This window comes from Mesorhizobium sp. M1E.F.Ca.ET.041.01.1.1 (assembly GCF_003997355.1).
In the GTDB taxonomy this organism is placed as follows: domain Bacteria; phylum Pseudomonadota; class Alphaproteobacteria; order Rhizobiales; family Rhizobiaceae; genus Mesorhizobium.
Window position 1 is genome coordinate 1 of sequence record NZ_RZSL01000160.1, and the last position, 11,356, is coordinate 11,356.

10 protein-coding genes are annotated in these 11,356 nt (G+C 65.4%); 6 read left to right on the forward strand and 4 right to left on the reverse strand.

Features of this window, described 5'->3' with window-relative positions; genetic code table 11:
* The 5 genes from EOA38_RS15435 to EOA38_RS15455 form a co-directional block, all read left to right on the forward strand.
* Positions 1–1,133 (forward strand): ABC transporter substrate-binding protein (locus EOA38_RS15435; RefSeq protein ID WP_145965972.1); only part of this gene is annotated, 1,133 nt, incomplete at its 5' end.
* A 110-nt stretch (positions 1,134–1,243) separates the two neighbouring features.
* Positions 1,244–2,158, forward strand: coding sequence for a sugar ABC transporter permease (locus tag EOA38_RS15440; protein WP_127299604.1), 915 nt, complete (start codon positions 1,244–1,246; stop codon positions 2,156–2,158).
* Positions 2,158–2,982 (forward strand): carbohydrate ABC transporter permease, encoded by an 825-nt coding sequence (locus EOA38_RS15445; protein ID WP_127299596.1) that lies wholly within the window; start codon positions 2,158–2,160, stop codon positions 2,980–2,982. Before EOA38_RS15440 ends, EOA38_RS15445 begins: the two co-directional genes overlap by 1 nt.
* Positions 2,983–3,042: 60 nt before the next feature.
* Complete coding sequence (locus EOA38_RS15450) at positions 3,043–3,606, forward strand: DUF4142 domain-containing protein (RefSeq protein ID WP_127299597.1); 564 nt, start codon at positions 3,043–3,045, stop codon at positions 3,604–3,606.
* Positions 3,607–3,836: 230 nt separating this feature from the next.
* Complete coding sequence (locus EOA38_RS15455; protein ID WP_127299598.1) at positions 3,837–4,301, forward strand: cupin domain-containing protein; 465 nt, start codon at positions 3,837–3,839, stop codon at positions 4,299–4,301.
* 165 nt (positions 4,302–4,466) lie between these two features.
* On the opposite strand, the gene carB is transcribed toward EOA38_RS15455, so the two are convergent.
* The 4 genes from carB to EOA38_RS15480 form a co-directional block, all read right to left on the reverse strand.
* Positions 4,467–7,970: a carbamoyl-phosphate synthase large subunit gene (gene carB / locus EOA38_RS15465; RefSeq protein ID WP_127299600.1), complete on the reverse strand. Its 3,504-nt coding sequence runs from the start codon at positions 7,968–7,970 to the stop codon at positions 4,467–4,469.
* Positions 7,971–8,240: 270 nt separating this feature from the next.
* Positions 8,241–9,059 carry an SH3 domain-containing protein gene (locus tag EOA38_RS15470; protein ID WP_127299601.1) on the reverse strand — a complete coding sequence of 273 codons (819 nt, stop codon included), beginning with the start codon at positions 9,057–9,059 and terminating at the stop codon, positions 8,241–8,243.
* Between the two features lie 2 nt (positions 9,060–9,061).
* Positions 9,062–9,820 carry a metallophosphoesterase family protein gene (locus tag EOA38_RS15475; protein WP_127299602.1) on the reverse strand — a complete coding sequence of 253 codons (759 nt, stop codon included), beginning with the start codon at positions 9,818–9,820 and terminating at the stop codon, positions 9,062–9,064.
* Positions 9,820–10,176 (reverse strand): helix-turn-helix transcriptional regulator, encoded by a 357-nt coding sequence (locus tag EOA38_RS15480; RefSeq protein ID WP_127299603.1) that lies wholly within the window; start codon positions 10,174–10,176, stop codon positions 9,820–9,822. The genes EOA38_RS15475 and EOA38_RS15480 overlap by 1 nt, the downstream gene beginning before the upstream one ends.
* Positions 10,177–10,371: 195 nt before the next feature.
* On the opposite strand from EOA38_RS15480, the gene EOA38_RS15485 reads away from it, so the two are divergent.
* A partial coding sequence (locus EOA38_RS15485; RefSeq protein WP_145965973.1) for an MFS transporter occupies positions 10,372–11,356 on the forward strand: 985 nt, incomplete at its 3' end.

Below are 11,356 nucleotides of genomic sequence, written 5' to 3' on the forward strand. Positions count from 1 at the left end.
AGTATGAGAAGAAGAGCGGCAACAAGGTCAACATCGTCGTCATGCCGCCGTCGACGACCGACCAGTTCGGCCAGTACAAGCTGTGGCTCGCCGCCGGCAACACCGACATCGACGTCTATCAGACCGATGTGATCTGGGCGCCGCAGCTCGCCAGCCAGCTCGTCGACCTGACCGCGGCGACCAAGGATGTCGTCGGTGCGCATTTCCCGTCGATCATCCAGTCGCAGACCGTCAACGGCAAGCTCATCGCGCTGCCGATCTTCACCGACGCGCCGGCGCTCTACTACCGCAAGGACCTGCTCGACAAATACGGCGCCAAGGTGCCGACCACCTGGAAGGAGCTGGCCGATACCGCCAAGCTCGTCATGGACAAGGAGCGGGCCGCCGGCAACAAGGACATGTGGGGCTTCGTCTTCCAGGGCAACGCCTATGAGGGGCTGACCTGCGACGCGCTCGAATGGGTGATGTCGAATGGCGGCGGCCAGATCATCGAGCCCGACGGCACCGTCTCCATCAACAATGCAAAGGCGGCGACGGCGCTCGACATGGCCAAGGGGTGGATCGGCACCATCGCGCCGCCCGGCGTGCTCGCCTACCAGGAAGAGGAATCGCGCGGCGTCTGGCAGACCGGCAATGCGGTCTTCATGCGCAACTGGCCCTATGCCTATGCGCTGGGCAACGGCCCTGACGCACCGATCAAGGGCAAGTTCGACGTGGCGCCGCTGCCGGCCGGCACGGACGAGGGCGCGCGGCCGGCCGCGACGCTCGGCGGCTGGAATCTTGCCGTCTCCAAATATTCGAAAAACCCAGACGCGGCGATCGATATGGTCAAGTTCATCGCCTCGCCCGAAATGCAGAAATACCGGACGCTGAGAACGTCCAACCTGCCGACCATCCAGGCGCTCTATGACGATGCCGACATCGCCAAGGAACAGCCGATCATCCCGCGCTGGAAAGAGGTCTTCCTCAACGCGGCGCCGCGCCCGTCCGCCGCGGTCAAGGTCAAATACAACGAGGCGTCGAGCCAGTTCTGGACCGCCGTGCACAAGACCTTGTCGGGCGAAGGCAGCGCCGTCGACAATCTCGCTGATCTCGAAGTGACGCTGACCAAGCTGAAGGGCAACGGCTGGTGACCGCGGAGCCTGCGGGGGCAGGCTCCGGCGTCGTCGCCGGCAGAGCGAGCGCCGGCAGGTCCGCGCCGGCGAAAGCCGAGGTGACCGCCCGGCGTCCATCCTCGCAACTGATGCGTCAGCGCGTACGCTCGGCCTGGCTGTTCCTCACGCCGATGCTTGTGGTGCTTGCCGCCGTCGCCGGCTGGCCGCTGATCCGCACGGTCTATTTCAGCTTCACCGATGCCTCGCTGTCCGATCTCGACGCCCGCCAGTGGGTCGGCTTCGGCAACTATTTCTCGGTGCTCAGCATGCCGAGCGGCCGCACCATATATGACGGGCTGCTGGTCGATCCGGTGTGGTGGCGCGCCGTCTGGAACACCGTGCGCTTCACGGCGATCTCGGTGACCTGCGAGACGATCCTCGGCATGATCGTGGCGCTGGTGCTCAACGCCGAGTTCCGTGGGCGCGGCATCGTCAGGGCGGCGATCCTCATTCCCTGGGCGATCCCGACGATCGTCTCGGCCAAGATGTGGCAATGGATGCTCAACGACCAGTTCGGCATCATCAATGTCGTGCTGCTCGGCCTCGGCCTGATCCATGCCAAGATCGCCTGGACCGCCAGCGCCGACACGGCGATGGTGGCGGTGCTGATCGTCGACATCTGGAAGACGACGCCGTTCATGGCGCTCTTGATCCTTGCGGCGCTGCAGATGCTGCCGCGCGAGATCCTCGAGGTCGCCAGGCTCGACGGCGCCAATCCGTGGCAGATCTTCTGGCGGGTGACCTTGCCGCTGATCCGCCCTGCGGTGATGGTGGCGGTGATCTTCCGCGCGCTCGATGCGCTGCGCATCTTCGACCTGATCTATGTGCTGACGCCCAACAATGTGCAGACCAAGTCGATGTCGGTGTTCGCGCGCGAGAACCTATTCGAGTTCGACAAGTTCGCCTATGGCTCGGCCGCCTCGACGCTGCTGTTCCTGATCCTCGCGCTGCTCACCATTTCCTACATCCGCATCGCCCGGATAAGCCTGGAAGGAGGCCGCTGATGGCAATGCTGAAGCGCGCGGCCTTCTACCTGCTGGTGGCGGGAATCGTCTTCATCGCCGTCTTCCCGTTCTATTACGCCATCGTCACCAGCCTGAAATCGGGGACCGAGCTGTTCGAGGCGAGCTTGTGGCCGAAGACGCTCAGTCTCGCCAACTATCGGAATGTGCTCACCGAAGGCACATTCCTGCGCAACCTGGTGAATTCGCTGATCGTCTCGGGCGCGGTCGTTCTGATCTCGCTGCTGCTCGGCGTCACCGCCGCCTATTCGCTGGCGCGGATTCGTTTCCGCGGCCGGTCGGCGCTGATGCTCGCCATCCTGTCGGTCTCGATGTTTCCGCAGGTGGCGGTGCTGGCCGGTCTGTTCGAGATGATCCGCTGGGCCGGCCTCTACAATTCGCTCATCGCGCTGATCTTCTCCTACATGATCTTCACCTTGCCGTTCACCGTCTGGGTGCTCACCACTTTCGTGCGCGACCTGCCGGTCGAGATCGAGGAAGCGGCGATCCTCGATGGCGCCACGCCCTGGATCATCATCAGCCAAGTCTTCCTGCCGCTGATGTGGCCGGCGCTGGCGACGACGGGGATGCTCGCCTTCATCGGCGCCTGGAACGAGTTCCTGTTCGCGCTGACCTTCACCTCCAACAACGCGCAGCGCACCGTGCCGGTGGCGATCGCGCTGCTGTCCGGCAGCTCGCAGTTCGAGATTCCCTGGGGCAACATCATGGCCGCGTCGGTCATCGTCACCGTGCCGCTGGTGGTGCTGGTGCTGATCTTCCAGCGCAAGATCGTTTCGGGTCTTACCGCCGGCGGGGTCAAAGGTTAGCACGCAACCGGCGCGCTCATGCCGCGTTTGGGTATCCGAGGGGCTGATCGGAGATTTGAGATGAAAACGCTTCTGACCGCGACCGCCGTCGCGCTGCTTGCCGGCGCGCCGGCCGCCCTTGCCCAATCGGACGACACCAGCCCCGATGCGGTCGGCCCCATGGTGACCGAGGACAAGATCGACACCCAGACCTTCATCACGACCGTGCCCAACGCCAACGAATTCGAGATCCAGTCGAGCAAGCTGGCCGAGGAGAAGTCGGCGTCGGACGACGTGAAGGACTTCGCCAGGCAGATGATCGAGGACCACACCAAGGCTGGCAATGACTTCAAGGCGGCAATGAGCCAGGGCCAGACGACGGCTTCGATCAAGCCGGCCGGGCCAAGGCTGCAGCCCAAGGAACAGCAGATGCTGGGCGAGTTGAAGAGCGCGAGCGGCAAGGATTTCGACGCCAAATACATCAAGATGCAGACCGACGCGCACAAGGATACCGTCGCGCTGTTCAGCACCTATGCGAAATCGGGCGACGACCCGGCGATGAAGGAATTCGCCAAGAAGGAGCTGCCGGTGCTCAAGATGCACGAGAAGCATGTGAAGGAGCTGGCGGTGGCGCATCAGAGGTGAAGCAGTCCTTGCCTTCTCCCCTTGTGGGAGAAGGTGGATCGGCGCGCCAGCACCGAGACGGATGAGGGGTGTTGGAAGGAACGAGACGGCGGCGACTGTGTGCCTTCTCGGCGGCGATGAGACGGTTGTAATCAGGCGTATCGCCAAGCTGGAACACCCCTCATCCGACCGAGCTTCGCTCGGCCACCTTCTCCCACAAGGGGAGAAGGGGGAGCCCGAAAGGATCGGCCATGCCCAAGATCGATCTATCCGCCGTGCCCGTCCGCAAGGGCTCGGGCTACCCGACACCCTTCGATCAGCCCTGTGCGGAACGCACGCGCCAGCGCCTGGGCGACGCCGGCGGCTTGCAGGATTTCGGCGTCAACCTCATGACGCTGCCACCCGGCGGCTGGTCGAGCCAGCGCCACTGGCACAGCCATGAGGATGAGCTCGTCTATGTGCTGGAGGGCGAGCTGACGCTGGTCGAGGACGGCGGCGAAACGCTGCTCAAGGCAGGCGATAGTGCTGCCTTCGCCAAGAACAGCGGCGACGGCCACCACATGATCAACCGCTCTTCAGTCACGGCGCGCTACCTGGAAGTCGGATCGCGCAATCCGGACGATGTCATCACCTGCTCCGACATCGACATGATGAGCCCGAGTTCGGATGGGCGGTTTTTGCACAAGGATGGGGTGCCGTATCCGGGGCAGGGGTGAGGGAACGCTCCCCCTTCTCCCCTTGTGGGAGAAGGTGTCGCCGAAGGCGACGGATGAGGGGTGTTCCAGAAAACACCAGCATCTCACTCCGCTGGAGCACCCCTCATCCGTCTCGGCGCTTCGCGCCGATCCACCTTCTCCCACAAGGGGAGAAGGATAGGCGCCTCACCCAAAATACTCCTGCAGCGGCGTCACCTCCAGGCTCCCCGCCCGTAGCGCAGCAATCGCCTCCGCCACGGCCGCCGCGCCTGACAGCGTCGTATAGTACGGCACCTTCTGCATCAGCGTTGCTCGCCGCAGCGACTTCGAGTCCGACACCGCCTTCTGGCCGTCGGTGGTGTTGAAGACGATCTGGACCTGGCGGTTGCGGATGGCGTCTTCGATGTGCGGGCGGCCCTCGAGCACCTTGTTGATCTTTTCCGCCGTCACGCCGTTTTCGGCGAGGAAGCGCGCGGTGCCGGAGGTGGCGAGCACCTTGAAGCCCTGGCCGGCGAGGCGCTTGACCGCCGGCAGGATGCCCTTCTTGTCCTCGTCGCGGACCGAGACGAACAGCGTGCCCGCGCGGGGGAGATCAACACCCGCCCCGAGCTGGCTCTTGGCGAAGGCCAGGGCAAAATCGCGGTCGAGGCCCATGACCTCGCCGGTCGAGCGCATTTCCGGTCCGAGCAGGATGTCGACGCCGGGGAAGCGGGCGAAGGGAAACACCGCTTCCTTGACCGCGATGTGGCCGGGATTGCGCGGGTCCGGCATCGCGCCGTAATGGGCGAAAGCGTTTTCCAGCGTCTCGCCGGCCATGATGCGGGCCGCGATCTTGGCGATCGGGCGGCCGATGGTCTTGGCGACGAAGGGCACCGTGCGCGAGGCGCGGGGGTTCACTTCCAGCACATAGACCGTGCCGTCCTGGATGGCGTACTGCACGTTCATCAGGCCGCCGACATTGAGCGCGCGGGCGAGGCTTGCCGTCTGCCGCTCCAGCTCGTCGACGAGGTCCGGGTGCAGCGCGTGCACCGGCAGCGAGCAGGCCGAGTCGCCCGAATGGATGCCGGCCTCCTCGATATGCTCCAGGATGCCGGAAACGAAGGTGTCCTTGCCGTCGCACAGGCAATCCACGTCGACCTCGATGGCGCCCTTGAGATAGGTGTCGAACAAAAGTGGGTTCTTGCCGAGCAGCGTGTTGATCTGGCCGGTCTTGTCGGCCGGGTATTTCTGCTTGATGTCCTCCGGCACCAGGCCGGGCACGGTGTCGAGCAGGTAAGTCTGCAGCATGCCCTCGTCATGGATGATCTGCATGGCACGGCCGCCCAGCACATAGGACGGGCGCACCACCAGCGGGAAGCCGAGCTCGGCGGCGACGAGGCGCGCCTGCTCGACGGAGTAGGCGATGCCGTTCTTGGGCTGGGTGAGGCCGAGCTTGTGCAACAGCTTCTGGAAGCGGTCGCGGTCTTCCGCGAGGTCGATCATGTCCGGCGAGGTGCCGAGGATCGGGATGCCGGCCTGTTCCAGGGCGTCGGCCAACTTGAGCGGCGTCTGGCCGCCGAACTGGACGATGACGCCGACAAGCTCGCCCGAGGACTGCTCGGCACGCAGGATCTCCAGCACGTCTTCCGCCGTCAGCGGGTCGAAATAGAGACGGTCGGAGGTGTCGTAGTCGGTCGACACGGTCTCCGGGTTGCAGTTGATCATGATCGCTTCGTAGCCGGCGTCGCGCAACGCAAACGCCGCGTGGCAGCAGCAGTAGTCGAACTCGATGCCCTGGCCGATGCGGTTCGGGCCACCGCCGAGGATGACGACCTTTTTGCGCGACGACACGCGCGCCTCGTTGGAGAGCTGGCCGGCGAAAGGCACCTCGTAGGTCGAGTACATATAGGCGGTCGGTGAGGCGAACTCGGCCGCGCAGGTGTCGATGCGCTTATAGACCGGATGAACGTCGAGTTTTTCGCGCGCGTTCTGAACGTGTTCGGCGTCGGTCTTCGTCAGCGAGGCGAGGCGGGCATCCGAAAAACCCATCGCCTTCAGCATGCGGAGATTCTCGGCGTCCTCAGGCAGGCCATGCTCGCGCACGCGCTCCTCCATGGCGATGATGCCGGCGATCTGTTCGAGGAACCACGGGTCGATCTTGCACATGGCGTGCACGTCTTCCAGCGAGGTGCCCATGCGGATCGCCTGCGCCACCATGCGCAGCCGGTCGGGCGTCGGCGTACCGAGTGCTGCGCGGATCGCGTTGCGGTCGTCGACGTGATTGGCGGCGGTAGGCCCGTGGCCGATGCCGGGGATCTCGATCTCGTCCAGTCCTGTCAGGCCGGTTTCAAGGCCACGCAGCGCCTTCTGCAGCGATTCCTGGAAGGTGCGGCCGATGGCCATCACCTCGCCCACCGACTTCATGGCGGTGGTCAGCACCGGCTCGGCGCCGGGGAATTTCTCGAACGCAAAGCGCGGGATCTTCGTCACGACATAGTCGATGGTCGGTTCGAAGGAAGCCGGCGTCGCGCCGCCGGTGATGTCGTTCTCCAACTCGTCCAGCGTGTAGCCGACGGCAAGTTTTGCCGCGACCTTGGCGATCGGGAAGCCGGTTGCCTTCGAGGCCAAGGCGGAACTGCGCGAGACGCGCGGGTTCATCTCGATCACCACCAGGCGGCCGTCGGCCGGGTTGACGGCGAACTGCACGTTGGAGCCGCCCGTCTCGACGCCGATCTCGCGCAGCACCGCGATCGAGGCGTTGCGCATCATCTGGTATTCCTTGTCGGTCAGCGTCAGCGCCGGGGCGACGGTGATCGAGTCGCCGGTGTGCACGCCCATCGGATCGACGTTCTCGATCGAGCAGATGATGATGCAGTTGTCCGCCTTGTCGCGGACGACCTCCATCTCATACTCCTTCCAGCCGAGCACGCTCTCCTCGATCAGCACCTCGGTGGTCGGCGAGGCGTCGAGGCCGGACTGGACGATGTCGTAGAATTCGGCGCGGTTGTAGGCGATGCCGCCGCCGGTGCCGCCCATGGTGAAGGACGGGCGGATGATGGCCGGCAGGCCGACATGGTCGAGCGCCTCCGCGGCGATCGCCATGGCGTGGCTGATGTAGCGCTGCTTGCGGTCGCCCTCGCCGAGGTTCCAGCGCGTCTCCAGCGCGTCAAGTGCCGCATTGAGGTTTTCGGGGTTCTCCGCCTTGAGCGCCGCGCGCTCGGCCTCATGCGTCTTGCGGTCGGCGTTCTTGACGTCGGTGGCGTTGGCCAGCATCGAGCGCGGCGTTTCCAGGCCGATCTTGCTCATCGCCTGGCGGAACAGCGCGCGGTCCTCGGCCTTGTCGATGGCATGAGCGTCGGCGCCGATCATCTCGACATTGTAGCGGTCGAGCACGCCCATGCGGCGCAGCGACAGCGCGGTGTTCAGCGCCGTCTGGCCGCCCATGGTCGGCAGCAGCGCATCGGGGCGCTCCTTGGCGATGATCTTGGCCACCACTTCGGGGGTAATGGGCTCGACATAGGTGGCGTCGGCCAGCTCCGGATCGGTCATGATGGTGGCTGGATTGGAGTTGACCAGGATGACGCGGAAACCTTCCTCCTTCAGCGCCTTGCAGGCCTGGGTGCCGGAATAGTCGAACTCGCATGCCTGGCCGATGACGATGGGGCCGGCCCCGATGATCAGGATCGACTTGATGTCGGTGCGTCTTGGCATGTCTACGGGTTCCGTTCGGCGAGCGGCTTGCACGAAAAACCGGGCGGGGGGAGGACCCGGCCGGTTGTGCTTGCGATTCTGGTATCAGGCTAGGAGGGCCTTATAGGGAAGAGTTTTGGCGGATGTAACCCCGAAAATGAGGGAGTAAGGGAGTAAGGGAGTAAGGGAGTAAGGGAGTAAGGGAGTAAGGGAGTAAGGGAGTAAGGGATAGGTTCGGGCGTGCTGTGAAACATACTCCCCTATTCCCCTACTCCCTTACTCCCCTGAAACCTACTCGCCGAGTGCCAGCGCGTCGGTGATCTCGAAACGCTCGGAAACACCGACGCGGATCATGTTGAGCGTTCCCTCGCGGGTGAAGCGGAACGCGTCCGGCGAGTCAGAGCCCGCCGGTTGGCCGCCATGGAAATTGATGACGCGGGTGCCGCCATCGGGCCAGGTCACGGTCACCGTGCTGTCGCCGCCCTTGCGCGCGACGCTGATCTCGCAGTGCGTCATCGGCTGGCCGATACGGCGCGCGCAGGGGATGCCGCCGGCGGCATCTGGGGCAGGGGCATCGGATTCAGCATGTGCCGAGGCCGCGAAGGCGAGGCCATAGGCATCCTGCATGGCGGTCCTGCCGATATCGGCCGCTGATGGCGGATCGGCCGGCTTGTTGCCGCCCAGGCGCGCTGCGATGTCCGGCGTCGGCGCCTCGGAGCGCTGAGGCGCGACGGCTTCCTGAGGCGCAGCGGCCTCGGTCGCCGGCGCGGCGGCATCTTCAGGTGCCGGCGCCGGGTTGTTGGGGCTGAGATAGCGGGCGGGTGCCCATCCGGTGATGTGGGCGTCCTGCGTATCCTCGACCTTGCACCAGGGATAGTTGTTGACGAGCTTGCAGCCGTAATTCTTCACGGCCGCGCCGTTGGGCAGGCGGGCTTCCACCTTCCCACCCGGCGATGCGGTGGCGCGGATGTTGAGGAGATCTTCCGGCGCGAGGCCGCCGACGATCGAAATGATCATGCCCGGCGCTTCCTGAGCCAAAGCCGGCAGGGCGGCCGTGAGCAAAGGAGCGGCGATCAGCAGCGTCGATCGGAGCGCAACTTTGCGCCTCATCCTCAATCCTTCATGAAACCGGTCCGCAGCGCGTGCGCCCATTCCTGTCGTCCCGCCTGTTCGGCCTGCTTTGCGGCGGCTTCATGGTCATAGTCGAGGGCGATCGCCTCGAAGCGGTCGGCGCGGCGAGCCTCATCCAGGTCGATGATGCCATAGCGCGCATATGGGCTGCCTTGCTCGGAAACATGCGCGGGAGGCGTGTCGTCGTCATAGGCAGGGCAACCGACGCTGCCGGGGTTGAAGATGACCGGCCCGCCCGGAATGCGGATGAGCTCGTTTCGATGGCTATGGCCGCAGAGCGCGATCCGGCAGGCGGGGTCGAGCGACTTCAGCCGCCGCTTGATGGCAGCCAGCGGCGCGCGCACCAGTTGGCCGTCGACTATCGCGTCCGCAAGATACTTTTCGTCATGGTCGGGCCGGGCGTGGAAAGCCACGACGCCCGGCGCGATCTCGAGCGTGAGCGGCAAGGCAAACAGCGCCTCGCGCCGGGCGGCGGTCAGCCGCTCCCGCGCATAGCGGTCGGACGGCCACATTTCCGCGCCGGCCGGGTCCTCGGCGACACGGCGGTCGTGGTTGCCTCGCACGGTCGGCAGGTTGAGCGCTTCAAGCCGTTCCATCGTTTCGCGCGGCCACAGAGGCCCGGAGACGCAATCGCCGAGATTGACGATGAGGTCGGCGCCGCCGCGCCGCTCGAGATCGTCGAGCACGGCATCCAAGGCGAGCACGTTGCCGTGGATGTCGGCGAGGACGGCAATGCGCATCAGGCGCCGATCTCGCTGTCGGCGGTGCCGACCATGGGCAGCGCCTTGTCCTCGCCGGCTGCCGCGATCACGCTGTCGAGCAGGCCGGGGAAGCGCTTGTCGAGGTCGTCGCGGCGCAGCGTGATCAGCCGGCTGGTGCCGACCACTTCGGCACGCGTCACACCCGCCTCGCGCAGCTTGGCGAGGTGGTAGCTGAGATTGGTCTTGGAGGCGAGGTCGAGGAACTTGCTGCAGTTCATCGGCACGCCTTCCTTGCTGGCGAGATAGCGCACGATGGCAAGCCTGGTCGGGTCGCCGAGCACGGCGAGTACGATCGGCAGGCTGATCTGGTCGGCGGTTGGGTGGGGCAGGGTCATGGCCGAGAATTAAGCACAAACGGAACCAACTTCAACGCGTCTCCTTGTCATGCCGGGTCACATGAGATCTTCATTTCGAGCCCCGTACTGACACAGGGCTGTCAGCAGGGTTCAGCTATTTTCCCCTGGCTCGGTTGACATCATGCCCCTTCATGTCCAATTGTTCAATAACTTTTGAACTAAGGGCACATCCTCATGGACAAGCGGATCTACTGGCTTGCGCTCGGATCGTTCGCGATCTCGACCGAAGGCTTCGTCATCTCCAGCCTTCTTCCCGACATTGCCTCGGATGCCGGCATCTCCGTTCCGCTCGCCGGCTCGCTGATCACCGCCTTCGCGCTCGCCTATGCGATCGGCGCGCCGGTGCTGGCGACGCTGACCGGCGAATGGGACCGGCGGCGCGTCATCCTGTGGACGCTGGTGTTCTTCGTGATCGGCAATCTCGTCGCGGCGGTGAGCTCGTCCTTCGAGTTGCTGCTCATCGCGCGCATCGTCATGGCGCTCTCGTCCGGCCTGTTCGCGGCAACCGCTCAAGGGACGGCCGTGGCGCTGGTCGATGACCATCACCGGGCGCGCGCGATCGCGGTCGTCGTCGGCGGCACCACGGTGGCGGTGGCGGTCGGCGCGCCGCTCGGCGCGCTGGTCGCGGCCATCGCCGGCTGGCGCGGCACCTTCTTCGCCATTGCCGGGCTCGGCGCGCTGGCCGGCGCGATCCTGTGGTGGCGGCTGCCGCGCGGCATCGTCGGCACCAGGCTGCCGCTCAAGGCTCGGCTGGCGGCGGCGGTCCGTCCCGGCGTGATGCCCATCCTCGCGACGACGGTGCTGGCGCTGGTCGGCGCCTTCGCGGTCTTTGCCTTCATTGCGCCCTTGGCCATCGAGGGCGGCGGTCTCAGCCCGCTTGCGCTGCCCGGCATGCTGCTCGCCTTCGGCGTCGGCGCCGTCATCGGCAACATCGCCGGCGGCCAGGCAGCCGACCGCTTCGGCGCTGCGCGCACCGTCTGCTGGTCCTTGGCGCTGAGCGCGGCCATGCTGGCGACATTCTCGCTGATCCCCACCTTCCTGCCGCATTCCATCGCCGGCCCGGCGCTGATGGGAATGATGGTGCCGTGGGGCATCGTCGGCTGGGCCTTTCCGCCGGCGCAGGCGAGCCGCATCATCAGGATTGCGCCCGATGCGGCTC

Bases quoted from the DNA above. Each gene is read 5' to 3' on its own strand.
- EOA38_RS15480 (WP_127299603.1), bottom strand. From the start codon at position 10,176: ATGACCCTGCCCCACCCAACCGCCGACCAGATCAGCCTGCCGATCGTA.
- carB (WP_127299600.1), bottom strand. From the start codon at position 7,970: ATGCCAAGACGCACCGACATCAAGTCGATCCTGATCATCGGGGCCGGC.
- EOA38_RS15450 (WP_127299597.1), top strand. From the start codon at position 3,043: ATGAAAACGCTTCTGACCGCGACCGCCGTCGCGCTGCTTGCCGGCGCG.
- EOA38_RS15455 (WP_127299598.1), top strand. From the start codon at position 3,837: ATGCCCAAGATCGATCTATCCGCCGTGCCCGTCCGCAAGGGCTCGGGC.
- EOA38_RS15470 (WP_127299601.1), bottom strand. From the start codon at position 9,059: ATGAGGCGCAAAGTTGCGCTCCGATCGACGCTGCTGATCGCCGCTCCT.
- EOA38_RS15475 (WP_127299602.1), bottom strand. From the start codon at position 9,820: ATGCGCATTGCCGTCCTCGCCGACATCCACGGCAACGTGCTCGCCTTG.
- EOA38_RS15445 (WP_127299596.1), top strand. From the start codon at position 2,158: ATGGCAATGCTGAAGCGCGCGGCCTTCTACCTGCTGGTGGCGGGAATC.
- EOA38_RS15440 (WP_127299604.1), top strand. From the start codon at position 1,244: ATGCGTCAGCGCGTACGCTCGGCCTGGCTGTTCCTCACGCCGATGCTT.